11 protein-coding genes are annotated in these 18,184 nt (G+C 73.4%); 5 read left to right on the top strand and 6 right to left on the bottom strand.

The window, feature by feature from the left end:
• The first annotated feature begins 21 nt into the window (after positions 1 to 21).
• Positions 22 to 693, top strand: coding sequence for a class F sortase (locus MXD95_RS25235; RefSeq protein WP_250643228.1), 672 nt, complete (start codon positions 22 to 24; stop codon positions 691 to 693).
• A gap of 207 nt (positions 694 to 900) precedes the next feature.
• Here the strand turns inward: MXD95_RS25235 and MXD95_RS25230 are convergent, their stop codons facing one another.
• Positions 901 to 1,809 (bottom strand): SGNH/GDSL hydrolase family protein, encoded by a 909-nt coding sequence (locus MXD95_RS25230; protein WP_250643227.1) that lies wholly within the window; start codon positions 1,807 to 1,809, stop codon positions 901 to 903.
• A 219-nt stretch (positions 1,810 to 2,028) separates the two neighbouring features.
• On the opposite strand from MXD95_RS25230, the gene MXD95_RS25225 reads away from it, so the two are divergent.
• Positions 2,029 to 2,667: an NADPH-dependent FMN reductase gene (locus MXD95_RS25225; protein ID WP_250643226.1), complete on the top strand. Its 639-nt coding sequence runs from the start codon at positions 2,029 to 2,031 to the stop codon at positions 2,665 to 2,667.
• 1,066 nt (positions 2,668 to 3,733) lie between these two features.
• Here MXD95_RS25225 and MXD95_RS25220 read toward each other — a convergent pair.
• The gene (locus MXD95_RS25220) at positions 3,734 to 4,396 is read right to left on the bottom strand and encodes an alpha-ketoglutarate-dependent dioxygenase AlkB (RefSeq protein ID WP_250643225.1); all 663 of its coding nucleotides are present in this window, start codon (positions 4,394 to 4,396) and stop codon (positions 3,734 to 3,736) included.
• Positions 4,397 to 5,240: 844 nt separating this feature from the next.
• Here MXD95_RS25220 and MXD95_RS25215 point away from each other — a divergent pair.
• The 3 genes from MXD95_RS25215 to MXD95_RS29045 all read left to right on the top strand — a co-directional run bounded on the left by MXD95_RS25215 (position 5,241) and on the right by MXD95_RS29045 (position 8,714).
• A complete protein-coding gene (locus MXD95_RS25215) occupies positions 5,241 to 5,639 on the top strand; it encodes a hypothetical protein (protein WP_250643224.1) in 399 nt (132 codons plus the stop codon).
• Between the two features lie 391 nt (positions 5,640 to 6,030).
• Positions 6,031 to 7,746: an Hsp70 family protein gene (locus tag MXD95_RS25210; RefSeq protein ID WP_250643223.1), complete on the top strand. Its 1,716-nt coding sequence runs from the start codon at positions 6,031 to 6,033 to the stop codon at positions 7,744 to 7,746.
• A gap of 455 nt (positions 7,747 to 8,201) precedes the next feature.
• Positions 8,202 to 8,714, top strand: coding sequence for a sigma-70 family RNA polymerase sigma factor (locus tag MXD95_RS29045; RefSeq protein WP_250643222.1), 513 nt, complete (start codon positions 8,202 to 8,204; stop codon positions 8,712 to 8,714).
• Between the two features lie 273 nt (positions 8,715 to 8,987).
• Here MXD95_RS29045 and MXD95_RS25200 read toward each other — a convergent pair whose 3' ends face one another.
• The 4 genes from MXD95_RS25200 to MXD95_RS25190 form a co-directional block, all read right to left on the bottom strand.
• Complete coding sequence (locus MXD95_RS25200; RefSeq protein WP_250643221.1) at positions 8,988 to 12,866, bottom strand: AAA family ATPase; 3,879 nt, start codon at positions 12,864 to 12,866, stop codon at positions 8,988 to 8,990.
• Between the two features lie 22 nt (positions 12,867 to 12,888).
• Positions 12,889 to 13,014: a hypothetical protein gene (locus tag MXD95_RS28725; RefSeq protein WP_285223768.1), complete on the bottom strand. Its 126-nt coding sequence runs from the start codon at positions 13,012 to 13,014 to the stop codon at positions 12,889 to 12,891.
• A gap of 21 nt (positions 13,015 to 13,035) precedes the next feature.
• Positions 13,036 to 14,034, bottom strand: a complete 999-nt coding sequence (locus tag MXD95_RS25195) for a hypothetical protein (RefSeq protein WP_250643220.1) — start codon at positions 14,032 to 14,034, stop codon at positions 13,036 to 13,038.
• Positions 14,035 to 16,436: 2,402 nt separating this feature from the next.
• A complete protein-coding gene (locus MXD95_RS25190) occupies positions 16,437 to 18,002 on the bottom strand; it encodes a hypothetical protein (RefSeq protein WP_250643219.1) in 1,566 nt (521 codons plus the stop codon).
• Positions 18,003 to 18,184: the final 182 nt, after the last annotated feature.

The raw sequence follows: 18,184 nt of genomic DNA, 5'->3' as shown, positions 1-18,184 counted from the left end.
CATCGCCGCGGTCAACACCTGATGATCGTGACAGCGGTGCTGTTGGGCGTGGTCGGCGTCACCGGCCTGACCGGCTGGATGACATCCCGGCCCCCGGCGGACACCGGCTCGCTCGACGCCGGCACGGCGGCAACCGGCTCCCCGGGGGCGCACGCGTCCCCGGGGGCCGCGGGGGCCGGCCAGCGGGCTGGCCAGTCCGGTCCGCCCGCAACACCGGCCGACGAGAGCGCCCGACCCGCCGCGGCCCGGGCGCAGCGGCCGACCACACTGTCCGTGTCGGACGTCCGGATCAGCGCACCCATCGTCACGAGCCTGGTCGACGGCAGCGGCGCCCTCGAGGTACCGCGCGATCCGGCGACCGTGGGCTGGTGGGCCGGGGGTGCGGCGCCGGGAAGCCCGGCAGGGACGGTCGTGCTCGCCGGGCACGTCGACTACAACGGACGTCCCGGCGCCCTGTTTCCGCTCGACACCGTCCCGATGGCCACCGTGGTGACCCTGACGAGCATCGACGGCACGTCGCACTCCTACCGGGTGGTCGCCCGCCGTCATGTGGCGAAGACGGCGCTCGCCACGACCGGCGTGTTCCAGACCGACGGCCCGCCGCGGCTCGCCCTCATCACCTGTGGGGGTCCGTTCGACCGGGCTACGCACAGCTACCGCGACAACCTGATCGTCCTCGCTCTCCCCAGCTGACGCCCCGCGCGGACGACGACGGACGACAACGGACAACCCGCGACCGGCGCGCGACCAGCGATATCCGGACCGCACGAACGGAACATCAACGCACTGTATGCGGAGCATTCCTCTCGTACGTCACGATCAATATCCCGACAAGGGTTTACCTCGCGGCTGATGCCCGACACTGCCGCATCCGCACGTCCAGCACAGCGGCACCGGCGGTTACGGCGACCACCCCCGCCGCCTGGTCCGGATCTGTCTCGCCGACCTGCCCGCCGCAGCGGCGACCGTTGCCTGATCAGGCTGCCCGTCCTGGCCGACCCCGTCGGCACGGCTGGACTGGCCGGATGGCTCGGGCTGGCCGGGGTCGAAGGCATGGTAGAGGGCGGCGCCGATCCGGGCGTTGCCGTGCGGGGAGGCGTGCAGGCCGTCGGCGGCGAACAGGGTCGGATCGGCGGCGAACGCCCGTGACACTGACGTGCGCATCCGTACCGCGATGCCGCCGGCAGCGAGAACCGCCGGGGCCTGGGCCCGCTCGAGGTGCCAGCTCAGCAGCCACACGACCTGCCGCAGCGGAGGACGGACCGCCGCGATGACGCTGAGGTCGGGGGTGGTGCCGACGATCACCGATGACCCACCGCGGCGCAGGTCGGCGACGGCCACGCCCAGGTGGCGGGCGGCCTGCGCCGAGGGCGTGCGCGCCCGGATGTCGTTCACGCCGATCGAGACGATGGCAAGGTCGGGCGGCGCGGGGGCGAGCTGGGCGATCCGGGCGACCTGCGCGGCGAGGTGCTCGGCGCGGGCGCCGTTCGCCGCGGCGCTGACGACCCGCACATGCCGGCCGCCGGCGGCGATCCGGCTGGCGAGCCAGCCGCCGAGAGTGTCGTCGTAGTGGTGTACACCGGTGCCCTGCGCGCTGGAGTCGCCGACCATGGCCAGGACGAACGGCGGATCCGCCGGGTTGCCGTAGTACTCGCGCACCGGCGGTGCGGGGGTCGTCAGCGGCCGGACCTTCTGATCCGCCGCTGTGCCCTGCACCAGCGCGAGCCGCCACAGCCCGACTCCCGCCCCCACCATGGCACCGCCACCCGCGGCGGTGGCCGACAGCACGATCCCGCCCCGTCCGACCATCGCGTCCCTCCCGGCCCGCCCCTGGCCCCGCCCGTGTCTGGCGGGATCGTAACCAGGCCGGGTCCCGCAGCGCTTGACATGAAGTCAGATTCATCCTTGAGGATCGGCGCAGCGCGGGACGCCACCCCGGCGTCCGCACCGATCTTCCCGCGGGAGCCTGCGTTGGTACCTCCGACGAGCACATACACGACCCCGAACACGCATACGGACGCGGCTTTCGTGACGGGGGACGCGCCCGAGGCGATGCACGTGGCCGACCCGGCGAAGCATCGGGCCCGTCCCCTGAACCTGACGGTTCTCCTCAGTAGCGTCCGGCCGGGACGGCTGGGGCCGATGGTGGGAACGTGGTTCACCGACCAGACGCGCGGGCGCGACGATGTTCGCCTCGATCTGGTCGATCCGGCCGCGGCCCCGCTGGATCATCCGGGGGCCGACCCCGGCGATCCGGCGCTTGCCGAGGCCCGCTTGGCACTCGGCCGGCGCCTCGCCGCCGCGGACGGCTTTGTCGTGATCACACCGGAGTACAACCACAGCTATCCGGCTGCGATCAAGCACATTCTGGACTGCTACCGGCAGGAGTGGTTCGCCAAGCCCGTCGGCTTCGTCTCCTACGGCGGGGTCAGTGGGGGGCTGCGCGCCGTCGAGCACCTGCGCGGCGTGTTCGCCGAGCTGCATGCCGTCGGTGTCCGAGACGGCGTGAGCCTGCATGGCGTGCGCGGCACGGACTTCGCCGCCGATGGCCGGGTGGCCACCGACCCACAGGCCGCCACGGCCGCCGCCCGCCTGCTCGACCAGCTCGCCTGGTGGGGACGAGCTCTGCGCGAAGCCCGCGAGACGGAGCCCTACACGGTCACCTGACCTGGCTGGCATCGGCGGCCCGACTGGTCAGCACACGGCCTGTCGGGGCCACCCCAGCTTCCAACGTTCGGGAAAACTTCCACGACGCACGCCGCGGGGCAATGCCAACGGGTTTCCGCCCATCGAAAGCCAGGCAGTCATGGTCAGGACGACCGCCCGGCGGCACCGGGCGAAAACCATCACCAAGGCTCCATAATCTTGGACATGACTACCCGAATTCCCGACGCGCGACACAGGCGTGTCGCGCGGGCAGGTTCACCGATTCCGACGCCCGCGGTCTACTCTCCAATCCGCACGTGGTGGTAAGCGGTGCAGCCATTCCATCAAAGCGGAAGGAGCAAGCATGTCCTCGGGAAGGCAGATGCGGATGTGGGCTGCGGCGGTAGGGGCTGCCGCCGGCGTGGTGGCCCTGCCCGCGGTGGCGTCGGCGTCCACATACGGGGGTCCGCACGCAAACATCCGGAATCCCGGAAACGCCGCGCATGGTCCGGACTATTACCGTCCGGGCCACCGGATTGACCCGCCCCGGCACGGGCCCGTTCACCGGAACCCGCCGCCCTGGTACCCACCCGGTCACCACAACCCGCCAGGCCACCGGAACCCGCCGCCCTGGTACCCGCCGAACCCCCCGCCCTGGTACCCGCCCGGTCACCACAACCCGCCGGGTCACCCGAACCGGCCAGGCCACGATCATGGCCCAGGCCATCAGAACGGCCCGGACCCCTGGTACCCACACCGTTAGAACAATCGGCGCTGCAGAGTCGTCGGTGCCGCGACTTGTCTGTCATGCGGATCGCGTAGCCGGCGGCACCTTTTCTCCTCCGGCGATTCGCCTCGGCCCAGACTGTTCGCATGGCCAGCCGATCACATGACGTCGACCGTGCGGATGGCGAGCCAGCGCGGGCTTCGGTCCCGCCAGCAGGAAAGCGGCCGGGTCGAGCGAAAGCCTCCGCGGCTCCGACACTTCGACCCGCCACCGAGGGCCCAGGACCGGCACCACGCCGGGCCTGGGCCCTCGGCCATTTCTCGCATTCCCGCGCCCCTGCGCCGACGGGGCCCATCCCGCTCATCGGACGTCACGCGGACGGAACTGGACGCTGATCCGCGGGCCGACGTGGCGCGCCGTCTTGGGAACGGCGTGATCCCAGGTGCGCTGACAGCTCCCGCCCATGACGACCACATCGCCGTGGCCGAGGTCGAAGCGCAGCGCCGAGCCGCCATTGCGCGGGCGCAGCAGCAGCGGACGCGGGCTGCCCAGCACGACGATCGCGACCATGGTGTCGACCCGCGCGCCACGGCCGATCCGATCGCCGTGCCAGGCGACACTGTCGCGCCCGTCCCGGTACAGACACAGCCCCGCCGTGGCGAACGGCTCCCCGAGCTCACCACCGTAGTGCTCGTCCAGCGCGTGACGTGCCTGGCCGAGCAGCGGATCGGGCAGCACCGCCCCCTGGCCGTACCAGGCGAGCAGACGCGGAACGGCGACGACCCGGTCGTGCATCGGCCGCTGCTCGGCCCGCCAGGGCACCTCCTCCCGCAGCCGGGCGAACACCACGTCGGCCCCCTGCACCCAGCCGCGACGCACATCCACCCAGGCGCCATGTGACAGCGGATGCCTGCGCACGGCGCCCCCCAGCGGCCCGAGTGCCGCCGACGGGGCGTCGTCGAGCAGTGCGCCATCGAGCAGCGCGCCATCGAGCAGTGAGGGCTGGAACGGCGCTACTCCCATACAGCAAGCATATCAAACATACGTTCGATCGCACCCTGGCCGCCCCTTCGGCCCGACCGAAGGCAGGCGTGCGCCGGGCGGGAGCGCCCAGGGCGCTTCCGTAGGGGCACTCGGACATGACCACCTTCGCACCCCTCCATCGGGCCGCGGTGGCTGGCCTGCGTCGCCACCCGCCGACCGCGGAAGGGTCGGCGGGTGGCGACGAGGTCCCAGACGACAGCGTCCCAGACGGCAAGGCCTTCGGCGTCAAGCCGCCACCGCCGCCGGAATGCCAGGGCCCGACCCGCGGCCACCCAGCACCACGGCGTATTCCGAAACGCCCATGCGGCTGCGGGAGACCGGTCATCTCCCAGCTCCGGGAGGAAAACCGCGGTCGAGTGCGCCGCAGGACCCGGACCAGCACGGAGAAGCCAGGCCAGACAAAACGTTATGAGCATTCTTCCCGGCCACCGCCAGACTTGCGGTGCACGCCGAGGCGCCCATAGCACGACCACTACGACCCGACCATCGCGCGCACTTCCACCACCAGTTCCACGGCCCCGCCATCGAGCCACCGCACGCACCCCAAAGAGGCCGAAAAAACCCTACATGAGGACCGGATCCAGGCCACCAGGACACCTCCGGCCAAAAGCAGAGAAAGAGAATCGACGTTTAGCACGATCCCCGCGGCATCGAGAGGTGCCACGCGACCTCCTGATTGTCGGTCGGGCGACACACGCGTGTCGCGGCTGCGAATGCGCGGATCTCCAGGTGCACGGTCTACTCTTCATTTCAAGATGGCCGTAGGGGGTGCGGTCCAATTCATCGATACATAAGGAGTTAAATGTCTCGGCAAAGAAGGCACGTGCGCGTGTGGGCGGCGACGGTGGGAGCCGCCGCCGGGATCATGGTGATGCCGGCGGTGGCCTCGGCGGCCACCCCCGTCAACCACGTGGAGCAGACCAACCGCTACACCGACAACTCCCGGGTCGACAACTCCCGCGACGACCACAGCTCCGGCAACTACCGCAACATCGGCGGCCGCAGCAACGTCGGTCCCAACAGCGGCAACGACCGCGACAAGGACAACGGCGACAACCGGGACAACCGCTACACCGATAACTCCCGGGACGACCACTCCCGGGACGACCGTTCCTGGGACGACCACTCCCGGGACGACCACTCCCGCTACGACGACCACCGCCGATACCATCCGGTCAGCTACGACCGGTCGCGCAACCACCGGCCATACTGGCGTTACTAGAGCGGCCAGTTCGTCGAAGGGCCGCCCGGCACACGCAGTACTGAGCAAACAGCGTCATCCTCGGCGTGACATCGATCACGTCCAGCGGGATGTCAGCGGCGGCGAGCACCGTCTCCACACGCACTGACCCCGCCACTGAGGGCCCCAGGCCGGTATCATGCCGAGCCCGGGGCCCTCAGCCGATCCCGTGGCCGCCCCGTTCTCCGCGGACGGCCGAGCGCGCCCACTCAACGTGGCGCGCACGGATGCGGATGAAGGATCCTGATGTTCCCGGCGATGCCACGATTCGTGGCCACCCGGTACGCCCCTACACTGTGGGGACGTCCCCGGAGGACCCGGACGAGCATCGCCCAGATCCTCCCCGAGGCCCGGCCTATCGGAGGTCCGCACGGTGAGCTACGGGCTCGGCGTCGATCTCGGAACCACCTTCACCGCCGCGGCGATCGGGCAGCCGCGCCAGGATGCACCGTCAGCACAGGCCTGGCCCGGCGCTCCCACCGATCCCGGCTCCCCCGGCCATGGCCTGGCCGGGGCGGCTGGCCACGGCCTGATCGCCCCGGCCGGTCACAGCCTGCCGGGGCGGGCCCGTCCGCTGCACACCGAGATGGTCAGTCTCGGGACCCGCAGCATCGCCGCCCCGGCGGTCGTGTTCGCCGAACGCGACGGCCGGCTGCTCAGCGGAGACATGGCGGCGCGGCGGGCACCCCGCGCCCCCGACCAGGTGGCGTGGGGCTTCAAGCGCCGGCTCGGTGATCCGACCCCGGTGATGCTTGGCGGTGCGCCGTTCTCGCCATCGGCGCTGCTCGCGGCGAGCCTCGCCGACACGGTGCGCACCGTCGCGCAGATGCACGGCGGGCCGCCAGACCAGGTCGTGCTCACCCGGCCCGCGGTGTGGGGCCGCTTCCGCCTGGAGGAGTTCGACGAGGTACCGCGCCTAGCCGGCTTCGACGCGCTCGGTGTCGCCGCCGTCACCATGGCGACGGAGCCGGTGGCCGCCGCCACCCACTACCTCGCGACACACGCGCTTGCCGAAGGTGACGTCGTCGCCGTCTACGATCTTGGCGGCGGCACGTTCGACACGGCTTTGCTGCGGGTGACCGGCCGCGAGGCCCGCATCCTCGGCGTGCCGGAGGGTGTCGAGTGGCTCGGCGGGGTCGACTTCGACGAGGCCGTGCTGCATCACGTCGACCAGGAGCTCGGCGGAGCGGTGAGCGCGCTCGACCGCCACGACCGGGAGTCCTCGGTTGGGCTCGCCCGACTGCGCCAGGAATGTGTGCTGGCCAAGGAGGCGCTGTCCTTCGACGAGGAGACCGCGATCTCGGTGTTCCTGCCGACCGTGCGCGCCGAGGTCCCGCTGACCCGGGCCCGGTTCGAGGAGATGATCACGCCGTCGATCGATGCCACCGTGGAGGCCCTGCACCGCGCGATGCGCTCTGCCGAGGTGGGTCCCACGGACCTCACGGCGGTGCTGCTGGCCGGCGGCTGCTCGCGGATACCGCTGGTGGCACGCAAGGTCGAGGCGGCTCTGGGCCGTCCGACCGTCGTGGACGCCCATCCCAAGCACGTGGTGGCGCTCGGTGCGGCCCGGATCGCGGCGGCGGCCATCGTGCAGGCACCACTCACCAGGGCACCGTCGGCCGCACAGGCGATGGGCACCGGTGCGCCCATGCCCCAGCGGGCCGGGGCGGTCGCACCGCCGACGGCGTCGGCTGATCCGACCATCCAGGTCGCGGCCGGGGCCACAGGCGGCACCGACCCGGTCGGGATCGCTGCCACCAGACCCCGCACCCCCGCGGCACCGCCGGTGCCGGGGGCGCCCGGATTCCCCGGCGGCCCGGCCAGTCCCGGCGGACCGACCAGTCCCAGCGGCCCCGCCGCTCCCGGCGGACCGACCAGACCTGGCGGACCGGCCGGTCTTGGCAGCCCAGCCACATCTGGCTGGCCGGGCAGTCCTGGCGGGCCGGGTGGAGCGGCGGCGCCCGCCGGCCTGGGGGACGGCGATCTCTCGGTACGCCAGCGAGGTCTCGTCGCGCTGGCCGTGGTGATCGCGATCATCGGGCTGATCCTGGCCGCGATCATCGGCGTCCGGTACGGCCACATGCACTAGCCGCAGGATGGCCTGTGCGCGCCCACTGCATTCTCGCCGCCCGGGCCACCCGATCCCCCGGTAGGGACAGCCCTACCAGGATCGGGTGCCGACCCACGCCCGGGTAGGGACCACTCCGTAGCTACGATCAGGCCAGCTGTCGCAACGTTCGGTGTATGACCTGTCTGACCCGCCGTCCCGTCGACGTCCCCGTTCCCGTCGGCGCAACCGGGATTTCCGAGGCCACGAGATTCGATCAGGACGACAGATCCACGGGCGCCACGAGATCAGCCGACTCCGTGGAATCCGTGCACACCGAGAAATCCGATGACTTCGAGACGCCGGCTGGTACAAAGACATCAACCGATGCCGAGAAATCAGTTTGCGTCGACACATTCATTGATGTCGAGAAGCCAGCCGCCACCGCCGCCTCCGCCTCCGCCGGAGACAGTTCCGTCGGAGGCAGTTCCGCCGGAGTGGACGGTGAGCGTTTCTACGAGCTCGCGCTCGCACATCGTGCGGCCCTGCTCGCCTACTGCACGCATCTGACCGGCGGCGACCGGGCCCGGGCCGAGGATGTCGTCCAGGAGACCCTGCTGCGAGCCTGGCACCACCTCGACCGACTGACCCCCGAGCGGGGCTCGGTACACGGCTGGTTGCGACGGGTCGCGCACAACCTGGTGGTCGACGGTCACCGTTCGCGTCAGACCCGGCCTGCGGAGCAGGAGCTCGCGCCCGAGCATTCCGAGGTGGCCGCCGCGCCGGACCACGCCGAGGGGGTCGTGGCAGCCGCGGTCGTCTCCGCCGTGCTCGACCGGATCTGGCCCGAGCACCGGGCGGCCATCGTCGAGGTCTATCTCCATGACCGCACCTGCGCCCAGGCCGCCTCCGTCCTCGGCCTGCCCGAGGGCACGGTGAAAAGCCGCCTGCACTACGCCCTACGCTCACTACGCCGCGAGGCCGAACGGATGGGCCTGCGGGCCGCGTAGACGCAGCGCCCTCGAACGACGAGGCCACGCCACGGTCCGTGACGGCTAGTCCAGAGCCGAGTGCACCCAAGATCCAACCAGGTCGCCGTGGGCGGGTTCGTGTCCCTTTTTACCCCCACGACGACCTGTGTAGGCGGATCTTGTCCGGCGGCCGACCGCACCGCGTGACGATCGGGGGATACGGCCGCCGCGCGGAGGCTGGTGGGGCGCATCGTCGCGCAGGGCGGGACGATCAGGGAGACCGACTGGCCCCGCGAGGCCGGTGCGATCCCGTCAGCGGGGGGTGAAGGCGGCGAGGACGTCGTCGGCCAGGAGCTGTTGGAGGTCCTCGGTGGTGGGGCGCTCCAGGGCGCGCAGCCGTCCGGCCTGGCGGACGATGACGCGGTCGAGCACCTGGCGGGCGTACCGTCCGTTGCCGAAGGTCTCGCCGCGGTTGACCTCGCCGAAGTGGCGGCGCAGCAGCTCCAGAGCCTGGCCGTGTGGCTCGTAGCCGCCGGCACCGGCCAGCCGCTCGAAGATCGCGACGAGCTCGTCGGGGGCGTAGGACGCGAAGGTGATCTGGTGGCTGAACCGCGAGGCCAGGCCCGCGTTGCTGGCCAGGAAGCGGACCATGTCGCCGGTGTAGCCGGCCGCGATGACGACGATGTCGTCGCGGTGGTCCTCCATCAGCTTGACCAGGGTGTCGATCGCCTCCCGCCCAAAGTCGTGGCCCTGCCCGGTGCCGGACAGCGTGTAGGCCTCGTCGATGAACAGCACGCCGCCGCGGGCCTTCTCGAACACCTCGGTGGTCTTCACCGCGGTGTGCCCGACGTACTGGCCGACGAGATCGGCGCGGGCGACCTCGACGAGCTGGCCGGAGCGCAGCACGCCGAGCGCGCCGAGCAGCTCGCCGTAGAGGCGGGCCACCGTCGTCTTGCCGGTGCCGGGCGGCCCGGCGAAGACCAGGTGGCGGGACAGTGACGGCGCGGGCAGGCCCGCCTCGACGCGCGCCTTGGCCGAGGCGATGAGGTCGACGAGGTCCGCGACCTCCCGCTTCACCTCGGACAGTCCGATCATGGTGTCCAGCCGGGCCAGCAGCCCGTCGACGGTCCGACGCTGCTCGTCGCCCGCGTCCCGCCCGCCGTGCCCATCCGCTCCCCCACCCGGACCACCCGCGCCGCTGGCGCCACCCCCGAAACCTGGAGCACCCGCGAAGCCAGCGCCGCCCGAACCGCCGGACCTGGCTGAGCCGTTGCGTCGGGTGACGCCGAGATCCTCGGGCAGCAACCGGGCGAGTTCGAGTTCCGGCACGTCGGGGACGGCCGCCAGCCGGTACGCCTGCCGGCCGAGCATCTCCTCGAACACCTGCCGGGCCACCCGGGCGTTGCCGAACGTCTCCGACCGGGCCAGGGACGCGAAGTGGCCAAGCAGCTCGAGCTGCGTCTCGTACTCCAGGGCGTAGTGGTGGTTTCGACACAGCCGCTCGACGATCGTGACCAGCTCCTCATCCGAGTAGCTGTCGAACTCGATGGTCCGGGCGAACCGGGAGCCGAGGCCGGGGTTCGCCGTGAGGAACGAGCGCATCTGCGGCGAGTAGCCGGCGACCACGACGACGATCTCGTCCCGGTGGTCCTCCATCAGCTTGACCAGGGTGTCGATCGCCTCCCGGCCGAAGCCGTCCCCGCTGTCGCGGGTCAAGGTGTAGGCCTCGTCGATGAACAGCACCCCACCGAGCGCCTCGTTGAACCGCGCGGTCGTCTTGACCGCGGTGCCGCCGACGTGCTCGGCGACGAGGTCCGCGCGGGCGACCTCGACCATCGTCCCGGCGGACAGCACCCCCAGAGCGGCGAGGATCCGCCCGAACAGCCGGGCCACCGTCGTCTTGCCGGTACCGGGCGGCCCGGCGAACACGAGATGGCGTGACATCGGCGGCACGCTCAGGCGTGCCTCCCGGCGTCGCTTGGCCACCTGGTGTAGCCCGACCAGGGTGGCGACCTCGTGTTTGACCCCGTCGAGGCCGACGAGTGCGTGCAGTTCGGCCAGCAGCGCCGCCACCGTGTCCGTTCCCCCGGCCGGACCGGCTCCGCCGGGTGACGACGGTGCGGGGCCCTCGGGCGAGGAGGGCGCGCCCCCCCAGGACTCGTGCGGGGCGGGTGCGGCCGAACCCGGCCGGTCCGGCGACTGCCCGGTCACCGACCCGTGCCCGGGCGATCCGAACCGGTCGGACGGATGGTCCGCCGTACGCCCGGGGGACGCCGGGTGCGGCCACGGCGCGCCGCCAGACGCGGGCGGGAAGCCGGACGCGGGCGGGAAGCCGGACGCGGGCGGGAAGGACGACGGACCCGCCGCGGACCCCGAGCCGGGAGAGCCGGGAGCGGAGCCGGGCGACTCGACGGAGGGGCGCGGCGCGGATGGGGCGAACGGCGCGGGCGGCGCGGCCGATGAGGACGGTCCGGCAAAGGATGACGGTCCGGATGAGCCAGACGAGGCGGACGCGGCGGGGGATACTGACGGCGCCGCCCGCGACTGTCCGGCGGCGGCGGCCGGGGCCGGGGCAAGCGAACCAGCGTCAGCATGTGCCGGGGGGACGTCCCGGTATCCCACCGTGATGTTGTTGTGCCCGGTGTCGACGCCGATGATCCGCAGCCGGTTCGTCGGCACCGTCACCTCGACGGCCTCGCCGCCGTTGCCCCGCACCATGCCGCCGGAGATCGACACGTCCTCGGTGGTCTCGACGAGGATGCCGGCGCCGTGGTTGCCGACCACCTCGACCTCGGTGATCGTGGCCCTGCTGCCGGGGCCGAGGACCAGGCCCGCCCTGGCGCCGTCGTGGGCGCGGATGCCGGCCACCTGCGCCCAGGCGCGGTCACGCACGAGCATCCCGGCGTCCCGGGCGCCGTTGACCTGCACGGCGCGCAGCCGCGGCGTGGCCCGTTCGGCGATCTCGATGCCGACCCGGCCACCGGTGACCCACACGTTGTCGACCTGTGTCGCCGCGTCCCCCGCAAGGCGGATCCCGGCCCGGCGGACGTCGTGCACGGCGCTGTCCGCGATCCGCCCGGCGCCGCCGGTGGCGTGCACCCCGTAGGTGACGCCGTCGATGGACAGGCCGCTCAGGACGGGCGCCGCGGACCCCTCGATCGTGATCGCGACCGGGCTGTCACTCAGCCGCACGCCGTCCAGGTGTGCCGCCGACTCGCCGAGCAGCAGCACCGCGACGTCACCGCAGCCCACGACGGCGCCGGCGTGCAGCACCGGGCCGGCGTGCTCGTCCGCGACGACACCGGCCGCCCGGCTGGCGTTCACCTCGCAGCGTTCCAGCACCGGCGCGGACCGGCCGGCCGCGTGCAGGCCGTGGCCGGCGGGTGCCTCGATCGTGCAGTCGACCAGTCGCGGAACCGCCCGGTCGCGGGTGACCACGCCGTGGCCCGCCGCCTCGCGCAGCAGGCAGTGGTCGAGCACAGGGGCGGCGGAGTCGGTCACCAGCAGGCCGGCCTGACCCCCGCGGATCTCCGTGCCGGCGATCCGCAGCCGTGACTGCTGCTGGGCCAGGACGGCGACGCCGAGGGCCGGACCCACCTGGCAGCCCTCGAGCATCGGCGATCCGCTGCCGGCCGCGACCACCGTGACGCCGTCGTCGCTGCGGATCGTGCAGCCGCGCAGCACGGGCGCGGCCTCGCCGCCGACGGTGAGGGCGGGCCCGCCGGAGGCGTCCAGCGCCACGTCGGTGAGCTCCGCCCCGGCCCGTCCGTCCGCGACCAGCGCGGCACCCGCACCGTTGGTGATGCTCCCGCCCCGCACCGATGCCCAGCCACCCCGCAGGTGCACGGCGGCCGCCCCGTCCGCCCGGATCTCGCAGCCCTCCATTCGCAGCCGCCCGCCGGCGACCTGCAGCAGGGGGTAGTCGCCGTCGCCGCCGCGCAGTTCGAGGTCGCGCAGCCACACCTCGCCGCCGGCGACGAGCAGGGCGCTGCCCGCGGGCACCTCGATGACGACGCTACCCGGCCCCTCCTCGGCGACCAGGATGACGTCGCGGGTGAACACCAGCGGTTCCCGGTACCGCCCGGGGCGCACCGCCACCGTGTCGCCGGCGGCGGCGGTGACCAGGGCCCGGGCGATGCCGGTCACGCAGTCGGCGTCCGTCGCGGAGACGGACAGGACGGACGCGCTCATCACGGTCTCCTCCGGGAAAGCGTCAGGCGGGAACAGGCCGGGCGGCGGGGCAGACCCCGACGGGCAGCGCGGGGACGACCACCCCGGCACGGGACTCCCCGGCGACGGCCGCCCCGGCGACGGGCACCGCCCAAGCGGGTGATGCCACGACGGGAGCCGTACGGGCGGGTCATGGGGTCGGGCCCGGTTCGACGTCGGGTGCCGGTCGGGCACCGTCCGGGTCGAACAGTCTGCCGTCGGCGCTGATGCCGATGGCGGCCCGCGAGGCCCACGGCCGCGGGCCGGCGGCGTCGTCACCGTGATCCGCGCTGACGGGGGCGTCCCGCGTACCGGCGGGGGCGGTGTCGGCTCTGGTCTCCCGCAGCCGCCCCAGGATCCGCTCGTCCAGGCCGGGGTCGGCACGACGGCCCGCGAGCACCTCGCGCAGCAGCACCGTCACACCGCCGGTCTGCGCCGGGCCGGGCTCCACGGCGAGGACGACGAAACAGGTGCCGGCGCCGAGCAGGGCGTCCGGGGCGTCCGGACCGCGTCCGGCGAGATCAGCGGAAAGCAGACCGGTCCGCCGGGCCGTGGACGACCAGATGACGTAGCGCACCGTGCCCGGGATAGCCCCCACGGGGGGCGGCCCCGCGGACGGCGCGGTGGGCACACCGGGCGGCATACCTGGTGCCCCGGATGGCGCGGTGGGCACACCGGGCGACATGCTGGGCGCACCGGACAGCGTGGTCGACACCTCGAGGAACGCGGGCTCGGTGAGCAGCTCGCCGGGCCGGTAGTGCCTGATCACGGCAAGGTCGGGGACCGCGTCGTGGTACACCGCGCCGACGACCGCGGGCAGTCGGGCCAGGCCCACGGCCGCGCAGCGGGCGATCAGGAAGGCCTCGGCAGGTGTGGAACCATCGCCTCGCAGCGCCAGGTCCACCGCCCGTTCGGCCTCCGTCGGCGTGTCGTGCGCGTCGGCCCGGCCCGCGCCGGCCGCCGGGACGTGCGCTGCCAGGTAGGCACGCGTGCAGACCAGGCCGGTCAGGATCTCCGGCGAGCTGCCTGCGGACCGCAGGCCCGGGTGGAGGGCGAGCGTGCCGAGGACCGCGCGGGCGTGGGCCTCATAGCGCCAGCCGAACTGGGTCCGCAACCGGTCCCGGTCGGTCGGGGTGATCCGCGGCCGCACCTGCCACCAGCTGCGGCGGCCTCCCGGCCTTGGCACCGACACCGACTCGGGCTCTGGCTGCGACGGCGATGGTGCCCCTGGCCTCGCGACCGCGACCGCGACCGGCGCTGGCACCGGCATCGGCATCGGCATCGGTTCAATCACCGCTCCCGAGGCCGCCCATGGGATGGGCTCGGGCGCCGCACCCGCCCAGGGCATGTGCTCATGGATGGGCGGGACAGGCCGCACGGGCGGCACAGGCGGCACGACCTGGCCATTACGCATGCCTGGATGCGAGGGCCCAGCAGGGACCGAGGCCGGCGCTCCCCCCATCGGGCTGGGGGGCAGCGACCGGCCGCCCTCACCCGGCCTGGACTCCGGCGCTCCCATCCCGTAGCCCGGCGACGCTTGCCCGTGGCCGGATACCGCCGCCGTCCGAGCCGCGCCGTCCGCTCGCAAGGGGATAGCGTCCGGCTCGCCCGGCGCCTCTGCCTCGAAATCCGGCCAACCCGATGCCGGCGGCCAGTCGGAGTTTCGCGGCCAACTGGACGACCGCGGCGGATGAGCGCGCCACGCCTGAGGGTGGACTGTGTCCCGCTCGCCCGATTCGCCCGGTTCACCCGGACCGGGCGCCCCTGCCGAGGTAGCTGGGGCTGGGCCATGACCATGTCCGTGCGGAGACGGTGCCTGCGGAGACGGTGCCTGCCCGCGCTCGCCGCTGTCAGTCGGCCAAGGGTCGCTGGAGGTGTGCCGATCGGCGTCCGTCCGGCCTTCGTCGGCTGGCGCCGTCTCAGAGCCGTCCGCGTGCGGACCGCCGCGAGCCGCACCTCGCGGGCGTCGGATCGCCCAGCGCCGCGCCCGCCGTCCCGGTCGCCCGCGTCGCGTGGAGTCCCGTGCACCCGCATCGGACGGGCGTGCACCTGGCGAATCAGCATCCTCCGGATCCGCGCCGTCCTCTCGCTCCGCGGGCGGAGGCTGGTGGGGCTCCGGGGGCTGCGCGTGGAAGCCGAGTTGGGCGAGCAGATCGATCTGGTCCTGTGGTCCGGTCTGCGCCGGGTCCTCGCCATGGGCGGGTCCTGGGCCTGCGGCCGACGGCATCGACGGTGGTGGCCACGGCAGGTCAGGCGGCAGGCCCCGGCGCACCACCGCGGGCATGGACTCGAGCGGACGCGGGACCCACACGCCGTGCGACGGCACCGGCACCGGCACCGGCACCGGCACCGGCACCGGCGGAAGGGTGGCGCCCGGGGTGGTAGTGGCGGGAGGGGCGAAGGCACCAGCCGTGGTGGGGGTGGCCGATGTCGGGGCGATGGTCCCGCTGGTGGTGGCAGAGGCAGAGGCAGAGGCAGAGGCGGCGGCAGAGGCGGCGGTGGCGCTGGTGGCGGCGGCGGTGCTGGTGCTGGTGGCAGTGGTAGCGGTAGCGGCGGCGATGGTGGTGGTGCCAGCGGCCACGAGAAGGGTGCCGGTGGCGGGATACGGCGCGGGGGCCGCGGAGCGACGGCGGCGAGCGATGCCAACCCGCGGCCGGGCGGGGGCGGCTGTGGGCCGCGGCAGCCATGGGCCGACATCCAGGGCGACTGGCCCGCCGTTCGGGGCACGTTCCAGATGCCAGCGTCGGAAGGTGCCTCCGGTGAACACGCTGCCGGGCAGCATCCAGACACCCGCGTCCGCGGTGTGGATGGGCACCCGCAGGTCAGCGAGCAAGGCATGCACGAGCCAGGCGAGTCGCTCCGGCGCGGGCTGCGGCCGGGGCAGCAGCAGCAGCGGACGTCCCCGCCATTCCGGGCAGGCGCGGATCAGCCGGGCGAGGGTTGCCGGGGGCACCGGCCGTCCACCCGCCTGGAAACCAGCGACACCACTGCCGAGATGCACGACGAAAAGGCCGCACGGCGCGGCGGGCAGCCGGTCGGGGGCGGCCCAGGGATCGTGCAGGAACCGTCCGGCGACAGTGTTGATGCTCCCGGCAAGCAGCCGCCGCACGATGGGGTCGGCCGACGCCGGCGACCGGGTGGCACGTTTTGGCGTCCGTGGCTGCCCCGCCCGGCCCTCGGGCCGCTGGACGACCCGCGGCCATGGCCGGGGCCGACCATCGGGCGTCCAAGCCGCTCCCGCGCAGGTCGCTCCCCTCGGCTGGTCCTCACGTTCGGGACGAACCGCCGCCACACCCGCCGGACGGGCCAGGGACGCGGCCATCGACCGGGGCGGTCCTACACCCTCCGGATGGGCGGTGGGGGCTTGCGGCGGAAGGCCGGGGCGTGCCAGCCATCCGCTGTCGTCCGGCGGGATCCCCGGCCCATGGTCCACCGCCCGACGCGGGGCCGACGCGGGGTCAGCGGGGTCGGGCCAGGCCACGGCGCCCGAGGCCGGGGAAGCGGCCCGCGGACCGCCGAGGCGGACCGGCATCGCCGCGGGAAGGATCACGGTCATCCGTTCTCCGCAGGCCGCTGACCGCGCGCGGCGAGAGGCTCGGGCGCGGCGGGAGGCGTGTCCGGGACGCGCGGCCCGGCCGCGGCGTGGGACCCGTCCGGCCCATGTGACTCGTCCAGTGTCTGGGCACCGTCCGGGACGTGGGCACCGTCCGGGAGGTGGGGCCCGATGGGGCCATCCGTCCTGCCGGGAGTGGGTGTGCTGCCAGGGCTGTCCGGGACGGGCGGGGAAGACATCTGCGGCACGACCCAGACCGGCTCCTCGGTGGGCAGGCCGAGAAGCTGGGCGAGCACGCGGTGCAGAACCACCTCGTCGGCGAGACCGACCGCGGGACGCGCGGTGAGGTGCTCCACCAGCTCCGGGTCGGGAAGGACGCCGTGCTGGTCCAGGTAGTACGCGCAGGTGTCCGTCCACACCCAGGACCCGTCGGTGCGGAACGTCATCGGGACGACCTCGCCACGGTCCGGGTCGAGAATGTCCGTCATCCGAGCGGAGGTACCCAGGACGGGGGTACCGGCGTTGAGCCGGGCCAGCAGGTCCGCACAGGCCAGGGGGTCTGCCAGTCGGGGCCGGTCAGCGGCGAACCGCGGGCCCGAATCCGGATCGACCTCGTCGAAGACCCGGGCGACCGACGCCTCGACGCCGGGATCGCGCGCCCACAGCAAGGCCCCGCAGATCCGGGCGTTGACCTGGTATGACGGCGGCTCGACGCCAGCCGGGCACACCTCGACCTGCGGATCCGGTTCGCCCGCCTCCGCCAACGTCTCCCCCAGCCGGGCCGCGACGGCGACCGGCCCGGATGCGGGCGAGAACGCCGAGTGCGCCGGTGAGGAGATGAGGGCCGCGGCGGAGACGGTGACCACGTACACACGTTTCGGCGGTGGCCACGGAGCGCCACCAGCCGGTATCCGCCAGGATCGCCACAGGCCGACAGCGGTGGGCTCGGCACCGACCGCGGCCACCAGTGCCCGGTCGGGCGGGTCGAATCCCTCGGCGTGCCCAGACAAGGTCAGGTCGACGGGGATGGCGGCGCCCGGCCCGCTGTCCGACGGTTCCACCGGGTGGAACTGCCAGGCCGCCGGTGTCATCGGGTCAGGTCCGACCTCCTCGACGGCCTCGGCCTGGCCGGCGCCGTCAGGACCAGTGGGACCGAGGAGGCCGGCGTGGGCACCGAGTGCGGCGGCCAGATCGTCGTCACCGCCCGCGGCCAGCAACTCATCGCGGACCAGGCGCAGCTCGTCCCGTCCGCCACCGCCCTGGCCCGCGGTCACGGCGAAGGCGATGGCCTGTGCGACGTCGAGCCGCAGGCCCGCGGCGAGCCACGCTCGCGCCTCGCTGACGAGCTCGTCGGGAAGCCGTCCCGCCAGGCCCAGCAACGCCCAGTGCCACCGTTCCAGCGCGTCGAGATTCGCGTCGTCACCGGTCACGGGAGCGCCAGCGCCAGCACCAGCACCGATTGTCTGGGAGACCGAGCTTGGCCCGGTCAGCGTGGGGACGGCCGCCGCGTCGATGGGCGCGGGCATCGCGGCCGCACCGACATACGCGCTCGCGGCATCGGTCACTGCCCACTCCCTCCGTCTGGGCGCCCGCCGACCTGCGGTGGACGCCGCGGCCATGGCGGCTGGCGCCGGGTCCACCAGGTCCACCGGGCCCCTCGCTGCCTGCACGCGTCGGGGGGACCGGAAAGTTCACCACCGCGTCGTCGGGAACCACCGTGTCGTCGGGAACCACCGTGTCGTCTGGA

This window comes from Frankia sp. AiPa1, from assembly GCF_023243075.1.
Classification (GTDB): domain Bacteria; phylum Actinomycetota; class Actinomycetes; order Frankiales; family Frankiaceae; genus Frankia.
Note: the sequence above shows the minus strand (reverse complement) of the source record. Positions and strands in the feature narration are given on the sequence as shown.

Coding starts and splice junctions, on each gene's coding strand:
- MXD95_RS25235 (WP_250643228.1), top strand. CDS start 22: ATGATCGTGACAGCGGTGCTGTTGGGCGTGGTCGGCGTCACCGGCCTG.
- MXD95_RS25230 (WP_250643227.1), bottom strand. CDS start 1,809: ATGGTCGGACGGGGCGGGATCGTGCTGTCGGCCACCGCCGCGGGTGGC.
- MXD95_RS25220 (WP_250643225.1), bottom strand. CDS start 4,396: ATGGGAGTAGCGCCGTTCCAGCCCTCACTGCTCGATGGCGCGCTGCTC.
- MXD95_RS25200 (WP_250643221.1), bottom strand. CDS start 12,866: ATGAGCGCGTCCGTCCTGTCCGTCTCCGCGACGGACGCCGACTGCGTG.